We start from the raw sequence: 16,793 nt of genomic DNA, 5'->3' as shown, positions 1-16,793 counted from the left end.
TATCGATGAAAGCAGAGCCGCTGAAGCGGCCTGCCTGCGTACGAGTCATTCGGTCTTCTGATCTTGCTGAGGTAAAAAAACCGAATGACGTGGCGTCCCTGCCACGTCCTCTGCCGGTTATGGCTGCTTGTTGACGTAATCCACCGCCAGGTTGTAACCCTGCGCACCGGATGCCGCGCCGGTCAGTGGTGTCCCGTTCGGGGCCGTGTTCACCGGAACGGTGAAGTTGGCATCTTTCACTGAAGTAACAAAACCATTGGCTGGTGCAGGAACTGGAACCGTGTCAGCACTAGCGCCAACCAGTCTCCAGTTGTAGTTCACGTCAGGGGTCAAGTCAGTACGTGTCGCGGTATCATCACTGCTCCACAGTTTAAACACGTAGGTGGCACCCACATTCAGTTTGGTCGTAGAACCGATAAGGTTAGTGGTGAAGCCCGTATCACTGGCCAGGTAAATGGCTGGAACCACGTTATTACCCGGAATGACCGGACCTGGATCCGTCGGGTTCGGGTTCTCTGGGCTGGTCTCGGAGATATCACCAATAGTAATAGTTTGCCCTGGCATCGGGTCACCAGAGGCCGAGTATTCCTGCACAACCACCCGGATTTTTGTCGCACCCACTGCGGTGGACGGCATAACCATGACACTGGTCCCGGTACCGCCCACCGTCGCGGCTGGGGTGTTCACGGATGAAATATCGGTCCAGGCAGTCCCTTTAAAGTAAGACCAGGTGACGTGGGAGTTAGATGCATCACCATCGCCATCATCATCGGTATAGATGTAGCTCATGGTGATGGTATCGCCCGTAGACAGTTTGCCCGCCACCGCTTGCGCAGCCGACAACTTGACCGAGTGAGCGGTGCCCCCGACCACGGATTTCAGTATCGGTGGCATGCCCTGGATAGTCCCGGTGCCCGGCGTCATGATGGCGTAGGCGCTGGTCATCGTTAAACCAGCGACGGTAAGTGCCAGCGCCAGTTTTTTTAGCGTGAATTTTTTGTTTTCTTGCATCATATTGCCCTTAAATATCGAGAATGTGTCACTCTCTGGTGTGATTTCCATGTGCCAGTACGCTCAACATGACCCGTACCGTAGTACTGTTACTAATTGCCATTTATGCCTGTTTGCCGTCAGTTGAACTCCACTTTCAGACTGAAGCCTTGATCTCCGGGTGTAGCACCTGAGCTTGACGCGCTGTTCACCGGCACGGTGTAAGTGTCGGTAGTGGCCCCCGCTATCGCATGGCCCGATAACGTGACCGGCGTACTTTCCCCTGCGGCCGTAGCATTACTGCCGTCCAGTTGCCATTGCATATGGCTCACGGTCGCCGTTAGATCAGCCTCGCCCGCATCCCAGACCCCGTTACCGTTGGTGTCATCCCAGGCCCGGAAGACATAAGTCGCTCCCACCTTCGGATGGGCGGTAGTTGACCGCGAGTAATCAATTGCCCCACTGCCGGCAGCCGGATTGTCTGAGGCCAGGAATATCCCGCTACTGATACCGGTACCTGAGATGACCGGGCCGGGCGGCGTCACCGTACCGCCGCCGCCGCCCGCCCCTGTCAGGCTGGTATCCAGCACCAGAATCGATTGTGGCCCCCGCAGCGGAATACCCGTTTTGGATTGCTCCCAGAACTCCACCTTGATGGCCGAGGCGCCCAATGCACTGGCCGGGAGAACAATGGTCGAGGTGCCTGTACCGTTGTTGTCAGCCGCCACATTGGTCATCGTCGTTATCGGCACATCCACGCCATTACGGGTGTAATACCAGGCCACCGTAGACAGCGAATCATCCGCATCCCCCTCCGCATTGGTGTAGTGATAGGTCATCACTATCGTGTCTCCGGTAGACAACTCGCCGGGAGTAGCAAAAGTCCCGCTGAAATCCACCGAGTGGGGCTGGCCGTTGGATATCGCACTCAATACCGGCGCACTCCCCCAGACAGGTGACGTGGTCGGCGTGCTGCCCGCCCAAACCGGAGTGAATACACTGCCTATTATCCCCAGCGCCAGAACGGCCACGTTCCACTGCTGGCGTTTTCCCTTATTTATTGTCATAGTCATTGTTACCCTGTATTCGCTGATGAGCCTGCTTCGGCAAGTTAGTAGTTCACTTTCAACCCAAAGCCCTGATCACCACAGGCCACACCGCTGTTACTGCTGCCGTTAGGGCGCGGTGTAAAACTGTATCCCGTGGCCCCGGTATCAAAATTGTTCAGGGTGATGGCGCACCCCGCCGTATTGGCCCCATCCAGTGCCCAGTGCAAGCTGTCGGCTGGCAGCGTCGAGGTGATATCCACATTCGCCGCGTTGTACAATTTCACGGTATAGGTCACCCCGACCTGAGGGTGATTACCACTGACCAGCACATCCGTGCCCGCCGAGTCGACAATCTCCGCCCGCGCCACATTGTCGCGCCCCCCTGGATTACTGAAGGTCACAATCTGAACATTGCTGCGACCATAGTGATTAAAATCGGCCTGTAATGAGAACGTTCCCATTACGGTACTGACCAATTCCAGTACGTAATAGTTGACGCCATCACGCACCTCAACTTGCGTGTTCTTGAGGCGAATACAGGGTTCTGGATTACCGGAAGCATCGAGCGGACAGGCACTGCCCGTCACCAGAGGTACAGCGGCACCGGTCGCTTTGTCTGTCAGCAGCCAATGGGGTACCAGCCGGCTATCCGTTACTCCGATATCTGCCGGATTAACCAGATAACCGGCGACCTTAATCGCATCGCTGTCCCGCCCCGAGGCAGGAACATCAGCCGCACTTTCCAGCATCAGCCGCCCGGATCGTTGCTGACCTACCTTAATGTCAACAGGATTAGAGGTAGCCTGTCGGCCTTGCTCATCCACAATACTGATGGACAGGGTATACAGGTTGGTGGCTCCGGGTGCCGAGTCCCAGGCCGGTAGGGTAATTTGCCAGCCTTGCGGGTTAGTGGCTCCGGCGGTGGCCAGCAGACTCAACGGCACCGTGTCACCGTTCCAGGTCACACCAACGATTTTATATTTGCTACGCACCAGCGGTTGCATCAGGTAGATGTCACCCTCCAGTAACGTCATTGGCACCGCAGCCAGATCCAGCGCTAACGAGGCTTTCTCTTTATATTCCAGTACGATATCGTTATTACGGTCAACAAGGTCATACCGGCTGCCCTTCAGGCTGCGCATCGCCGCCACATTGGCCGGATCCAGTTGTTTATCCAGTGGAGTGCCAATCTGGTAACTGACGCGTAAACCCACCTCGGTATTGTTTTTCCCCTGCTGTCCCCGCTTATGAATGAGCTTCAGAGTGGCCAGCGGGAACGGAGTGTAATCCACCCCTACGGTCACCGCGCTCGGGTCTTTTTGCAGATTGTCCTTACCGAACAGTGCCACTTCATCACCGTAGTACTGCTCATAAACCACGGAGGCACCTAACTGTTGATAGGCAGGCAGATAGCCCTGAGCGCGCACATCAAAGCCACGTGCCGGGCGTTCCAGATAATCATCAAAGTCTTTGGAGTCTTTCCAGCCAGACAACGGATGATAGTAGTTGGTTGCCAGCTTGAGGTTATCAGCCCACCATTCAAGGCCCAGCCCCAATCGGCTGTGATTGCGACTGATATCCTGATCGAGGAAGGTGTTAGCACCCAACAGCCAGTCACCCTGATCAAAACGCACCCCGGCACCGAGATTGCCGATCATCCGGCCATCCTGACCATGAATACCCACTTGGGAAAAGGCCACCATGGCGTCATTCTCATACCAAGGCGAGAACAGTGAAAAAGAGCTCTTGCTAAGGCTACCCTTGTCGTCCACGGCTAAATTAACCTGTGCCTTGCCAAATTTGCCGAGCAGGTCTTGTGCCTGTTGCCGGAGTGGATCAACCGCCTGCGCCTTCGCCTGGCCCTTCGCCCACTGGGTAGCCTGATTTTTCATCTGGTCACCGGTCATCGTGTTCCAGTTCTGGGACCCAACTGCCTGCGCCACTGCGGCTATTTTCTGTTCATTTTCTTCTGTCATTGGTACTGGGGCATTACCCATCCCCATCTCTGGCAAATCACTGATAATGACTCTGACGCCGAGTGGCTCAGGCGGGAACAGCGGCGAATTGGCAGGCAGCAACAGACTTTCACCGGCATTCAGCTCATCACGGGTGTCCAGATTTCCGTTATTGAGCTTGCGCAGTTCACGTAAGTTCAGACCGTTTTGTAGCGCGATCTGATAAAGACTGGTACGACTGTCCACCTTATAAAGACGCGTGTCTGAGGACTTCGCATACCCTATTTCTGGGGTCAATCCGAAGGCAATAATCCCCCCCATAAGTGATGAGGCGATAATGGATAGTCTGACAGGTTCTTTCATTGATACATTCCCCAAGGGCAGCCATGCAGCCGGACCGTGTAAACTAAAATAAACAAGAGAAACTGCACTCCCCGATAGCGGGAGTTATTGCTAATCTTTGCGTTATAATTCAACGTCCATCCGGCCGGTGTTCACCGAGAATAGCGGCCCTTTAATGTCACCGTGCACAGGGGTAATAACGTAACCTTCAATGCAGCAGCCCTGATTTCTGACCGTGTGAATAAACGTGTTCGACAACCCCAACTGCGACAATTTGCTATTCACCCCTTGCATGACCCGGCACAGCCGCGGATAAGACGGCACCAGCCCGGCATGCACCCAGACCGTGGTCAGTATCTTGTTATAGGTAGCCACCTTGCCGTTGGCATGCAGCAACAGGTACGCCAGTAACCGCATTTCTGTGGCACCCAGCCTCACGGTGTGGGCCTGGCTCTGGCGATCAACACCGTGAGTGAGGCGCTGCAAAACACGGTGGTGAACATTCACCAACACCTCCTCCCCCACCAGAAACCCACTAACCTCCGTATCTCTGCTCTTCATCATCGGGGGAGGTGGACTGACGGCACCGTCAGTTCGCATCCCCTTGCGAATATCAATAGACTTAAGGGAAAAGCGCCACATTACTGCGCACCTCCGACTTATTCATGGCGGACCGCTGCTGATCACTGGTGATTTTTTCATTCAATTTATTAGTGAAAATAACCGTCGACTTAAATAGGTATTTAGCCAGGATTTCTTCGGGCAAAATAAATATGCCCCACCGAAAATAATCTTCTATCATCGCTATCGTGCAATTAAACATATCGCCACCCAAGGAAATAACCCGTAAATTAATTAATCAAAGTAAATTTCACCATAGAAACCGAGGGATTAACCCCAGCCGTATTTAATGGATGAAATGAAGTTATTGACTTCACATCTGAAATAATAATCACCGCAAGGATAAATGAGCTATTAAGAACAAGAGTCAATAGATAGACCTGTTATTCCACGTTATTTTGCCTCCCTCATAAACGCTAAATCACACACCTAACTTGTAACGAATCGTACAAGAAAAAAAATATTTACAAAATAGCCTGAAATCATTTTTTAGTGCGCGAATTATGCGAATTAGCCGTTAACAGCACAAAATATCGAAATTAAAAACTAAATTATGATAAATTTAAAGACTAAAAATCTAGAAAGGAATAAGTGAGTGGGTGGCGTGGAAATTTAAATCTGTATGTTGATATTATTTTTTTATAATCAACAATAATAAAAAAATACCCATTGACAATATAACAAAATATATCATCATTAAATGTAATCGGAAGATTCATACAGAATATTACATTTTTAATGTGTAATTTTTTATTGACACAAATCATGATGACACTCGCGGTTAAATATTAACCAGGGATGTTAAAGCATACCCAATTTGCGCTCATCACTAAAATTGGATGCTGCCATAAAAAACATGACTACTTTTTGTTATTTTTAATACTCATGATGACTCCACTTACAATGGAAATAATAAAAATATTGTTAACGTGGTTGCGCCATAAAGATCCGATGAAATACTTTGGTTTGATGCAAAGTATTAGCGCAAAAATACTCACCATGTATCTGTTTCGAACGCTGCCAAAAGTGCAATATTTGGCAGCGCACGAGCAGTAGCACTAAAAAACGGAGGGAGGCTGACAGATACAAAGCCCCCCAATCCCCCAGTTGCTGGCTGACGCGCATCTGAAAATTGGAACGCTGACGCTCTAAAGCCCAGGGCACCTGACTGTCATTGAGTTCATACCCCAGATTGTTGAAATCCGAGAAACTATAATAGTGGCGGGTCGAATACCGGTAGGCCGCCAAATCCACAGCGGTGCCGGTGCTCAACAGGCTTTTGGCATAACGCAGCCGATAAGAGCGGCCTTGTTGCTGTTCATCTTGCCCCTGCAATCGGGCCGTGGGGTTGTTTTAACCACAGATAAATGCCCCCCCACTATTAAATAAAGGGAGCGTTAATACAGATAAATCAAATATAAATAACGATAATTAATTTATTATTGATATGTGCATACTGATTTAAATCGAGCGATTAAATATAGAATTCCCGCCCCCAAAAAACGCGGTTGTTTATCGGCAGAGGATAAAATCACTGTCGGTACCTCGGTCATACGGTCATACGGTCATACGGTCATACGGTCATAGAAAACTCTATTTTTACTGAATATCGGTATGCGGCGCTAATGCTGTTGCGCCCCTGAACAAAAAAAGATGAGATAAACCGGTATTGGCTACGACACCTTGGCTAAATCAGGATGACATAATGATAACAAGGTTTTAAAGAAAGTATATTCGAGCATTTATTTAGCTTAAATGTAGATTTTTATATTGCTATCATGGTTATTTTATTTTTTTACTCTGCAGACTTAGCTTTTACATGAGATAAACAGCACAAACACTCACTGAAATAATGGTGAAACACCGTAAAAAAGCGCTTTAATAGCATAATAAGGTCGGCACTGATTCAATATTCCCTTCACGCTTGATATGGCGTGGCGCGACCTCCGGCAAGGAAAAATTTACTGCACGGTGGAAAAACACGGCATCTTTTGTACCAAAGGCAGTGATGGTTACAGGGTTAATCAACTCACCGTTATTGGTGTAAATAGTTGCATGTCGCCAACAAAATATTATCAGCGGCTCGGAAATAGCTAGATTATTAGTGGAAGTTCACTCTTAACTGCCCCAAACGGGGAAAGTGTGCCCTAGGGGCAGCCGCAAGTGATGTTCAATACAACGTCACGCAGTAGCCTGGCCTCTACCGTGTAACTAACGTTCCCGCCGTCCCGGCAAGTACTGCATCAATATCTTTTAATCCGCCAATATGGGCTACTTTACCAGAACGGTTGACAAAGCGACTGACCGCCATGATTTTAGGTCCCATAGCACCGTCTGCCACGGCCATCGGTGCCAGTTCTTCCGTTGTTGCAGAGCGAATCGCACTTTGTTGTGGTGTTCCCCAATTTTGATAAATCGCATCTGCATCAGTGAGGACAACCAGATGATCAGCATTTAACACTTCCGCTAATAGCGCACATGATAAATCTTTATCTATTACAGCCTCACTGCCTACCAGCCCATTATCATCAGCCACCATAGGGATACCGCCCCCTCCGTTACAAATGACGATATGATTTTTACTCAACAAAAGATGGATAGCTTCAATATCGATAATTCTTTTCGGCTCTGGTGACGGTACTACGCGACGCAAATGGCTACCGTCTAACTTCATAACCCAGCCATATTTCTGCTCTAACTCTTGCTTTTGCTCTGGTGCGTATATTGGACCGATAAATTTACTTGGTTCTTTATAGGCCGGATCGTTGCCATCCACCTGTATCCGTGTCAATAAGGTGGTTACAGGCTGGGCCGGATGAAACGCAGCCAACTGTTGAGCCAGCATATAACCAATCATACCTTGGCTTTCGGCCACCAGAATATCCAATGGATATGGCGGTACATCGCGATAAGCTAGATTCTGTAACGCCAGCAATCCGACCTGCGGGCCATTGCCGTGTACAACCGCAATACGGTATTTCTTTGCCAACTTACCAATAGCATCGGCAATTAATGCAATGCTTTTGTACTGGTTCTCGGCAGATAAGACCGCTCCACGCTGCAACAAGGCATTACCGCCTAAAGCAATCACTAAGGTTTCCATGTTAATTCCCGTCCAAAAGTAAAAGGTAGCCCTACTGAATGCCTGATTCAGCATAGCGACACCATAATGTTAAATGTCAGAACAGCAGTGGTAAGCAGTTATGGCCCTTGCCCCTAGCCATACTCCCAATAAGGTATCTGCCCCGGAGAAATGTCCAATCTGTAACAGCCCATGCACCGCTCGCGGTAAATGCTGCGGATCCAATAATCCCTGAGCCAATACTTGCAACGGGGTTGCGAAAATACCGCGTTCGGCATATTGCAGATAACTTGCACTGACCGTCGTGGTCAGTGCATATATTTCAGTATCATGTGCAAAGAATGGTGGTAGTTGTGCTATATCAATCCGGTGATCGAGATGAGCAACCAGTAACATCCCCAATAGCGTGTCGTCATTACTCGGTGTCAGACCGGGCCCTTTACCCAGCACTTTGCCCCAGTCCACCACTTCCCCCCGTAGCCAACGGTAGAAAAATTGCTCCAACTCCCGAACCTCATCACCAGTCGGCTTGCTAACTAAATCACCCAGTTGACCGAACAGCCCCGTCTCTGCCGCGAGCGGACTTAACACCGCCCACAGCAGTGGCAGTTTAATCTCACCATGAATCGCTAATTCCAGATTGAGAAATTGGTTGTGTCGCTGTATGCATAGATCACCTAACGCAATCCCAATAGGACTGAACTGACATTCATCAATGAGAAGCAATCTATCGGTGATATGGTCAAAATCATCACTGGCGATTTCCCACCCCATCGGGCTCAGACCTAACCCCGCACGATGCAAAGTCAGCAACTGGCCGTTCTGTGTCAGGAAATTTATCGCGTTATTAAAGCGCCCAACACAGAGTAACCGGCCATAATCCAGGCTGGCATGGTGGCTAACGGCTAGTGCGTAAATATCCATAAAACCTCCATGCACGTATGGGTATTAACCTGGTGAGTTGCTGTCGCGGTTAATCACTGAGACCCAGCTTGGCTGCTAATGCTGTAATCGCCTTCTCAAAGCACCCCAAAGGAGCACGAACAGTTCCCGCACCAATCTGCCCCACCCCGGCTTCACGGTGAGCTATGCCGGTATTGATTAAGGGGGTAATACCTGTTTCGACAACCCGGCGAGCATCCAACCCAATACAAGCCCCCTGGAAATCCCAGGTTGGGATCTGCAACATCATGTTGCGTTCTAAATAGATTTCCGCCATTTCCTCAGAGATATCCGTTGCTGCACTCATCCCCCCTTGCGCGCCGACAAAGCGCGTGACACCAGGTGCTGCCACCATTGCAGCGCCACCTATGCCAAAGGTTTCAGTGATCGCACTATCCCCAATATCTGGGTTAGCATCCGCCTGACTAAAGCCAGAGAAGAATAAGCCTTCAGGGGTATTTACTGGCGCCGTAAACCATTGATCGCCCATCCCGCTGATTTTCACCCCAAAGTTACTGCCATTACGGGTCATCACCGTTACGATGGTTCCTTGTTGAATTTCAGCCCCGGCATCCATGGCGGCTTTACAATAGGCCATTGCCAGGTTGAGGAAGAACTGATCCGTGATACTGAGGAATTGCAGCACCTTAGTTAACTCAGCTTTGTCGTGGTTGAGTAAACTAATTTTTGGTGCCAGCAGTCGCATCAGTAATGCTGAAGCGGCAATATTACGTTGGTGGAATTCATCACCCATGCTGATGGCCTGCGCCATGATGGCGGTAAGATCTATCCCCCCATCAACACCTGCTAATACCTCTTTCAGTACCGGTGCCAATGAATCCCGCATCCAACGCAAACGTTCCTGCACATCCGCACCATATGCGCCAAAACGCATAACCTTACCGATACCCTCATTCAAGTTGCAGTAGGCATAGTTGCCATGCACCTTGTTATTGACCACCACCATTGGCATGGTGGCTGAGGTAATGCCACCCATCGGGCCTACCGCACTGACGTTATGACAAGGGATAAATTCAATTTCATTATTTTCCAGCAACGCTAAGGCTTGCTCTTCGTTCTGTGCCCATTGTTCAAATAGACAAGCGCCAATGCATGCACCGCGAACAGGCCCACTCATCTCTTGCCAGGTTACCGGTGGGCCGGCGTGCAACAGTTTGCGGCCTTGCGCCAGTTGCGGGATCAAATCTTTAGCGAGTTCAACACTTTGCCAATGTGGACGTGCTTCACGGATCCTAGCGATAACCGCTGCGTTGGCTTGCTCAATTGTTGTGTACATATCATTCCCTTATTTTAATTTTTTCAGTATGTTAGCCAATTTCTGATTACCACCCGCAACCGGCCCCCACTGGTAATGCACGACTGGAATCTCGTTGGTTTGCAAATCATCGGCAAAGCTGCGCAAACCCGCGTTAATTACCGAGACGCCGGCAAGCAACGCAGGCTCCGGCAACACTTCCAACATCGGTTGAGGTGTAACCAATTGGTACGCCAACATCACGGCGGCGGGCAGTGTTGGCATTACGGCAATGTCAGCAGCAACCAGCGTTTCGATCTGCTTAGAACGTTGTTGTGGGTCCTGTTCAGTACCAGTAACAGTTGCAATCACAGCCAATGGATGCGCATCACCACGTTTTTCCCGGAGCCGCTTAACTTCCTGAACCAGTGACAAGGCGGGATCTTCTTGCGCGCCAAAACCAATCACCACGTCAAGCAGCAGTACGCTGACCTGCGGTTGATCCGCCAAACGGGCAATTTCCTGATTACGGGTGGTGGGATCGATCATTGGGTGCGGTTTGCCTTGGGTGTAGAAATCGTCGCCCATATCAATGATTTTATGACCATCGATAGCCAACATCAGGCCATTAGGGTGATGGTTATCCAGCGTGACTCCCAGTCGTTCGGCGAGCAACATCGCGCACTCTGCTGCAAGCGTGCCACCGGCATATAAGCCAACAATACTGCCACCACAGACCGAGGGTTGTAGAGCTGCCATCTGCTGCACATACCCCAGCATGGCAGCCAAGCGCGCCGCTTCATCAAGGGTGTCGGCGAAATAGATATTTCCGTCCCGGCTGACTGGCGCTTTTGTTCCAAGGAATAACGCCACGACCGGTTTTGCGAGGAGTTTCATTTCAGCAATTACCCGCTGGCGTACTTGTGGTGCAGGTGGTTTAGAGACAAAAGCTAATACCAGGCTATTGGGATCCGCCCCCAGTATTCGCAATGCTGTCAGTGCACTGATGCCGCCAATTTCTGCGGTGAGATCACGCCCCCCTAAACCAAAGGCATGAGAAATCCCCTGACCCGCAAGTGTAATTTGCGATGTCAGCTCCTGAATGCCCGTCCCCGAAGCCCCAATAATGCCGATAACACCCTTCGGTACCTTGTTGGCAAACGCCAAAGGGGCACCCGCAATATTGGCAGTACCACAATCTGGCCCCATAACAATTAATCCGTTATGGCTGGCCTTGGTTTTCAGAGCCAACTCTTGCTCTACACTGACGTTGTCTGAAAACATCATCACATTGCAACCAGCATCTAATGCATCATCCGCTAGCGCTGCGGCGTATTCTCCCGCAATAGAAATCAGTACCAGGTTCGCATCTGGCAGTTTTGCTTGCGCAGTACGCCAACTACGCGCCTTATGCAATTTTTTGCCACTATGATGTCCCAAGGCGATAGTTTTTAGCGCCGCCTCCAATAATTCACTGATTTCTGTGGTGATCGCTGGATCGGCAGAATCAGCCTTAATAGCAACACAGATATCGTTAGGCGTTGCCTCTCCAAATTGTGGGTGCCAAAATCCGGTGACCTCCAGTAACGATTTGTTGGCAGGAGTACCCATCATGACAGAGATTTCATCTACGCCAGGTGACTCACTGAGCTTGCGGGAAATAAGCATCAGGCTGACTGAATCCTGAAAACTTCCTTTTTTAATAAATGCATGAACCATAGTTTTATTCCTTTACACTGCATCTGATTTTTATTAAAAATAACAGGTCAGTAAATATTCCAATAAAATGCCAGACATGATCATTGAGACTAAAGTACAAATAAAAAAAGGGTGTAATGGTGAGTAAAGTCACACTTTTCCATTATTAGAAATTACCATTCAATACCATGGCAATTAGATTAAATAACATCATACTTCTTTTTAATTTTTCTAATAATAATCAGCCGATTTGATAAATATTTAATTCAATAAAACAAACCCCATCTGGATCACATTATTTAATTAATGGGTTTATACATTAGTTATCAGAGGTGGTTTTTATATGCCCAAGGAATTTCTCATGACGGTCAGCGACAAGATGAAAAACTCAGGGTAGAAACCGTGTAACAAAAGGACTGAGTATGAAAGTTTCAAAAGCACAACTGAATCAACTTATACAAAATAAAATTCATGCTGCTGGATTGAGTCAAGACCATGCTGCAATTGTCGCCGATGTGTTAGCACACGCCGATGCCAGGGGGATTCACTCCCACGGTGCGGTACGAGTGGAATACTACGCTGAGCGCATCAGTAAAGGTGGGATCAACAACCACCCTAATTTCACCTTCACACCTACAGGCCCTTGCAGCGCAGTCTTTGATGGTGACAATGGTGCGGGCCACGTTGCGGCTAAAATGAGCATGGATCATGCCATTGAAATGGCGAAGTCTGCTGGCGTAGCCGTCGTGGGTGTCCGCCGTATCGGTCACAGCGGTGCATTATCCTATTTTGTGCAGCAGGCAGCACACGCGGGCATGATTGGTATTTCATTATGTCAATCAGATCCAATGGTCGTCCCTTATGGTGGTGCTGAAGTCTATTATGGCACCAATCCTATCGCCTTTGCGGCTCCCGCTGAGGGTGAGGACATCGTAACCTTCGATATGGCAACCACGGTACAGGCTTGGGGTAAAGTGCTAGATGCGCGTTCGCGTAATGTCCCTATCCCTGATACTTGGGCGGTAGACAAAGAAGGCAAAAATACCACTGACCCCTTTGCCGTTAGCGGGCTATTGCCGATCGCAGGGCCAAAAGGGTATGGTTTGATGATGATGGTGGATATTCTTTCCGGCGTGCTGTTGGGGCTACCGTTTGGTAAACATGTCAGCTCTATGTATCACGATCTCAGCAAAGGCAGAGAATTAGGGCAATTACATATTGTGCTTAACCCTGCTTATTTTACCGATGAAGCTGTATTCCGTAAAAATATCAGCCAGGTGATGCAGGAACTGAATGCAATCACACCGGCTCCAGGTGTTAAACAGGTTTGTTATCCAGGTCAAAACAGTCGTAACCGTGAGTTATTAAGTGAAAAAAATGGTATCGATATTGTAGATGAAATTTATCAATACCTTATTTCTTCCGATATCTATCAGCGTTCTTATGATAATAAAAGTCCCTTTGCCAGCTAATCTTAGCTAATAATTATTGACTTAAAAAATAATTATTTCCTGAGCAGCTTACCAAGCATTTATTTTATGGAACCACGAAAAATGAAACGGTTTGAACAAGAAATAACGGCTTCATCACAATGGTTATCCGCATTTGGTGCTGACCCCAGTGGTGGCATGACGCGCTTACTTTACAGCCCTGAGTGGGTAGCCGCCCAGAAAGCATTAAAAACTGCATTTGAGACCGCCGGACTTACTGCCCATTTTGACGGTATCGGTAATCTCTCCGGCCAGCTTAAAGGAAGCAAATACCCCGATGAAATCATTATGTCCGGCTCGCATATAGATACCGTGGTGAATGGCGGTAATCTTGATGGTCAGTGGGGCATTGAAGCAGCATTTATCGCCATTAATTATCTGCACGCCACTTACGGCAAACCTTTGCGTACCCTGGAAGTCATTTCACTGGCAGAAGAAGAAGGCAGCCGCTTCCCCTATGTATTCTGGGGCAGCAAGAATGTGCTCGGACAGGCAAAAAAAACTGACGTGGCTACCCTTAGCGATGCCAATGGGATCAATTTTATTGATGCCATGCATGATGCTGGCTTTACAGTCACTGATGAATGCCAGCCACCGCGCCGTGACATCGCTGCTTTTGTCGAGCTACATATCGAGCAAGGGAAAGTATTAGAAACTGAAGGCCAAACTATTGGCGTGGTCACCAGCATTGTCGGTCAACGTCGCTATGATGTCACTCTGATCGGCGAAGCCAACCACGCGGGCACCACGCCGATGAGTTATCGTAAAGACACCGTGGAAGCATTCAGCCGTATTTGCTGTGAATCTCTCGCTAAGGCCCGTGCAGAAGGTGATCCGCTCGTATTGACCTTTGGTAAAGTCACCCCTAGACCGAACACTGTTAACGTCGTACCGGGAATGACACAATTTACTATCGATTGCCGCCACACCGACAGTCAGGTACTACAACGTTTCACCCATCAGTTGGAAGCCGATATATACCGTATCTGTGATGAGATGAGTATTAAAGCTGAAATTGATTTGTGGATGGATGAAGCCCCTATTCCCATGGACCCTACATTAGTCAATGGGGTGACACAACTGTGTAAAACACATCAGTTTAATGCCCGGCTGATGCACAGCGGTGCCGGTCATGACTCGCAAATTTTCGCACCACAAGTACCAACCGTAATGCTATTCGTGCCAAGCATAGACGGTATTAGCCATAATCCCGCAGAACGAACTGCCACCAGCGATTTATGCGAAGGCGTTAAAATTCTGGCGCATACCCTTTATCAATTAGCCTATCTGGAACAGCCGGACTGGCACTGAGCAAGTCGGTGTCGCCGATGTTCGGCGCACACCCTTATATAAAGTTAAATCAGGAGAATGACCGTGGGCTACTTTACTAACCAGATTGGCTATCCGGCTGATATTCTTTCGTCCCGCTCCATTATCAAGCGTGATAATTATGCACTGATCCCGCCAGAGGGTTTGGTACGCAATATTATTCCGGGTTTTGACAATTGTGATATTACTATTCTTTCAACGCCAAAACTCGGGGCCAGTTTTGTCGATTATCTGGTGACTCTGCATCATGACGGTGGTAACAAGCAGGGTTTTGGTGGTGATGAGGTCGAAACCTTTGTCTATGTAATCGAGGGCGGTGTCACCGCCAGTGCTGATGCCACGGCACATGAACTTACTCAAGGCGGCTATCTCTATTGCCCAGCAGGGGTAATGTTACGGTTGGCGAATAATAATGCTGGCAAGAGCAGTAAAGTTTTTCTCTATAAACGTCGCTATCAACGCATTGATGGTTACCAGGCACATGTTGTGTGCGATAACATTAATAATCTGGAAAAGATCCACTACGAAGGTATGGACGACGTCATCTTGCAGGATTTGCTACCAAAAGATATCGGTTTTGATATGAACATGCATATTCTGTCGTTCAAGCCAGGGGCTAGCCATGGCTATATCGAAACCCATGTACAAGAGCATGGAGCCTATATTCTCAGCGGTGCGGGGGTGTATAACCTGGATAATACCTGGGTACCTGTGAAGCAAGGGGATTACATCTTTATGGCAGCTTATGTACCGCAAGCCGGTTATGCCGTTGGCAAAGAAGAGTTTAGCTATATTTATTCAAAAGACTGTAACCGCGACGTAGAAATATAATAAGTGGAAGTTTGATGTCATCAGTGGGCCACGCCAAAATGCGTGGCCTTTTTACTTATTTAATTGACTAACTTTTGACCAATTTTAATGGCCTGGGCAACATTGCGCGCACATTGTTGCAGATTTACTTCTCCTTGGGCCAGTACACGGTCTAAAGAGTCCAACCGTGGCAAAATACTGAACACCGCATCAATACCCTGCTCATATACTGCTTCCACCCCCTCCCCCAGCACCCCGGCAAGTGCGATTACGGGCAGTTGGAACTCTTTAGCCAACATCGCAACCCCGGTGGGCGCTTTCCCCCCCGCCGTTTGACTGTCCATACGCCCTTCCCCCGTGATAACCAAGTCTGCGGTGGCAAATGCCGACCTTAGTTGCACCGCATCCATGATGATATCAATCCCCGGTTTCAATTCACCTTTTAATAATACCGTTGTCGCAATCCCCATACCACCAGCGGCACCGCCGCCCGGCAGCGCCCGAATATCTTGGCCCATTGATGCTTTAATAACGTCAGCCAATTGATTCAACCCTTGCTCAAGCTGCGCCACCATCTCCGGTGTTGCACCTTTCTGCGGGCCAAATACCGCCGCCGCACCGCGCGAGCCAACCAAGGGGTTATCTACATCACAAGCCACTTCCAATCGGCATTGCGCCAGACGGGGATCTAAATTGTGGAGATCGATTGCGACCAGTTGCGCCATTTCACCACCGCCGAACGGCAACTCATGGCCATCACGATGTTGGAAATGTCCACCCAATGCTTGCACCATACCAATGCCACCATCGACCGTAGCACTACCACCAATACCCAAAATAATATGGCGGATCCCCTGATCCAGAGCATGACGTATCAGCTCACCAGTACCATAACTGGTCGCTTGCAACGGATTGCGCTTATCCGCAGGAACCAACATCAACCCACTGGCTGCCGCCATTTCGATCACTGCGGTATCCCCATCGCCGATCACACCGTAGCAAGCGTTCACTTTTTGCCCTAACGGCCCAGTGACCAGTGCGTATACCTTGTGACCACCAGTAGCATCGATCAGTGCATCAACAGTTCCTTCACCACCATCGGCAATCGGCAGGCGCAAACATTCGACCAAAGGGAAAACTTCGCGAAACCCCCGCTCAACGGCAGCAGCAGCCAGCTCAGCACTCATACTTTCTTTAAACGAATCCGGCGCGATGACAATTCTCATCTTT

Annotated in this window: 13 protein-coding genes; 3 read left to right on the top strand and 10 right to left on the bottom strand. The window is 49.2% G+C overall.

The window, feature by feature from the left end; genetic code table 11:
• Positions 1-117: 117 nt before the first annotated feature.
• From A6J67_RS12420 to fdrA, 9 genes are all read right to left on the bottom strand, one after another.
• On the bottom strand, positions 118-1,014 hold the full coding sequence (locus A6J67_RS12420) for a SinI family autotransporter-associated protein (protein ID WP_226967842.1): 897 nt from the start codon (positions 1,012-1,014) through the stop codon (positions 118-120).
• Positions 1,015-1,130: 116 nt separating this feature from the next.
• Entirely contained in the window at positions 1,131-2,057 is a 927-nt protein-coding gene (locus A6J67_RS12415) for a SinI family autotransporter-associated protein (RefSeq protein ID WP_226967841.1), read from the bottom strand.
• A 44-nt stretch (positions 2,058-2,101) separates the two neighbouring features.
• A complete protein-coding gene (locus A6J67_RS12410) occupies positions 2,102-4,357 on the bottom strand; it encodes an inverse autotransporter beta domain-containing protein (protein WP_050297355.1) in 2,256 nt (751 codons plus the stop codon).
• 102 nt (positions 4,358-4,459) lie between these two features.
• Positions 4,460-4,978 (bottom strand): helix-turn-helix domain-containing protein, encoded by a 519-nt coding sequence (locus tag A6J67_RS12405; RefSeq protein WP_050288254.1) that lies wholly within the window; start codon positions 4,976-4,978, stop codon positions 4,460-4,462.
• A gap of 903 nt (positions 4,979-5,881) precedes the next feature.
• On the bottom strand, positions 5,882-6,292 hold the full coding sequence (locus A6J67_RS12395; RefSeq protein ID WP_050288255.1) for a fimbria/pilus outer membrane usher protein: 411 nt from the start codon (positions 6,290-6,292) through the stop codon (positions 5,882-5,884).
• A gap of 865 nt (positions 6,293-7,157) precedes the next feature.
• The gene (locus A6J67_RS12390) at positions 7,158-8,060 is read right to left on the bottom strand and encodes a carbamate kinase (protein ID WP_005184494.1); all 903 of its coding nucleotides are present in this window, start codon (positions 8,058-8,060) and stop codon (positions 7,158-7,160) included.
• A 69-nt stretch (positions 8,061-8,129) separates the two neighbouring features.
• Positions 8,130-8,963: a DUF2877 domain-containing protein gene (locus tag A6J67_RS12385; protein ID WP_050288256.1), complete on the bottom strand. Its 834-nt coding sequence runs from the start codon at positions 8,961-8,963 to the stop codon at positions 8,130-8,132.
• 49 nt (positions 8,964-9,012) lie between these two features.
• On the bottom strand, positions 9,013-10,278 hold the full coding sequence (locus A6J67_RS12380) for a DUF1116 domain-containing protein (protein ID WP_005184499.1): 1,266 nt from the start codon (positions 10,276-10,278) through the stop codon (positions 9,013-9,015).
• Between the two features lie 9 nt (positions 10,279-10,287).
• Positions 10,288-11,955, bottom strand: a complete 1,668-nt coding sequence (fdrA, locus tag A6J67_RS12375; protein ID WP_005184500.1) for an acyl-CoA synthetase FdrA — start codon at positions 11,953-11,955, stop codon at positions 10,288-10,290.
• 401 nt (positions 11,956-12,356) lie between these two features.
• On the opposite strand from fdrA, the gene allD reads away from it, so the two are divergent.
• The 3 genes from allD to allE all read left to right on the top strand — a co-directional run bounded on the left by allD (position 12,357) and on the right by allE (position 15,584).
• Positions 12,357-13,406: an ureidoglycolate dehydrogenase gene (gene allD, locus A6J67_RS12370; RefSeq protein ID WP_005184502.1), complete on the top strand. Its 1,050-nt coding sequence runs from the start codon at positions 12,357-12,359 to the stop codon at positions 13,404-13,406.
• Positions 13,407-13,487: 81 nt separating this feature from the next.
• Positions 13,488-14,735 carry an allantoate deiminase gene (gene allC / locus A6J67_RS12365; RefSeq protein ID WP_032906122.1) on the top strand — a complete coding sequence of 416 codons (1,248 nt, stop codon included), beginning with the start codon at positions 13,488-13,490 and terminating at the stop codon, positions 14,733-14,735.
• A 63-nt stretch (positions 14,736-14,798) separates the two neighbouring features.
• Positions 14,799-15,584: a (S)-ureidoglycine aminohydrolase gene (allE, locus tag A6J67_RS12360; RefSeq protein WP_050297395.1), complete on the top strand. Its 786-nt coding sequence runs from the start codon at positions 14,799-14,801 to the stop codon at positions 15,582-15,584.
• 59 nt (positions 15,585-15,643) lie between these two features.
• On the opposite strand, the gene A6J67_RS12355 is transcribed toward allE, so the two are convergent.
• Entirely contained in the window at positions 15,644-16,789 is a 1,146-nt protein-coding gene (locus A6J67_RS12355) for a glycerate kinase (protein ID WP_050297354.1), read from the bottom strand.
• Positions 16,790-16,793: the final 4 nt, after the last annotated feature.

This window comes from Yersinia sp. FDAARGOS_228 (assembly GCF_002073315.2).
GTDB classification, from domain to species: domain Bacteria; phylum Pseudomonadota; class Gammaproteobacteria; order Enterobacterales; family Enterobacteriaceae; genus Yersinia; species Yersinia intermedia.
Note: the sequence above shows the minus strand (reverse complement) of the source record. Positions and strands in the feature narration are given on the sequence as shown.

Excerpts from the sequence above, each read along its gene's own strand:
- A6J67_RS12420 (WP_226967842.1), bottom strand. The coding sequence starts at position 1,014 with ATGATGCAAGAAAACAAAAAATTCACGCTAAAAAAACTGGCGCTGGCA.
- A6J67_RS12415 (WP_226967841.1), bottom strand. The coding sequence starts at position 2,057 with ATGACAATAAATAAGGGAAAACGCCAGCAGTGGAACGTGGCCGTTCTG.
- A6J67_RS12410 (WP_050297355.1), bottom strand. The coding sequence starts at position 4,357 with ATGAAAGAACCTGTCAGACTATCCATTATCGCCTCATCACTTATGGGG.
- A6J67_RS12405 (WP_050288254.1), bottom strand. The coding sequence starts at position 4,978 with ATGTGGCGCTTTTCCCTTAAGTCTATTGATATTCGCAAGGGGATGCGA.
- A6J67_RS12390 (WP_005184494.1), bottom strand. The coding sequence starts at position 8,060 with ATGGAAACCTTAGTGATTGCTTTAGGCGGTAATGCCTTGTTGCAGCGT.
- A6J67_RS12385 (WP_050288256.1), bottom strand. The coding sequence starts at position 8,963 with ATGGATATTTACGCACTAGCCGTTAGCCACCATGCCAGCCTGGATTAT.
- A6J67_RS12380 (WP_005184499.1), bottom strand. The coding sequence starts at position 10,278 with ATGTACACAACAATTGAGCAAGCCAACGCAGCGGTTATCGCTAGGATC.
- fdrA (WP_005184500.1), bottom strand. The coding sequence starts at position 11,955 with ATGGTTCATGCATTTATTAAAAAAGGAAGTTTTCAGGATTCAGTCAGC.
- allD (WP_005184502.1), top strand. The coding sequence starts at position 12,357 with ATGAAAGTTTCAAAAGCACAACTGAATCAACTTATACAAAATAAAATT.
- allC (WP_032906122.1), top strand. The coding sequence starts at position 13,488 with ATGAAACGGTTTGAACAAGAAATAACGGCTTCATCACAATGGTTATCC.
- A6J67_RS12355 (WP_050297354.1), bottom strand. The coding sequence starts at position 16,789 with ATGAGAATTGTCATCGCGCCGGATTCGTTTAAAGAAAGTATGAGTGCT.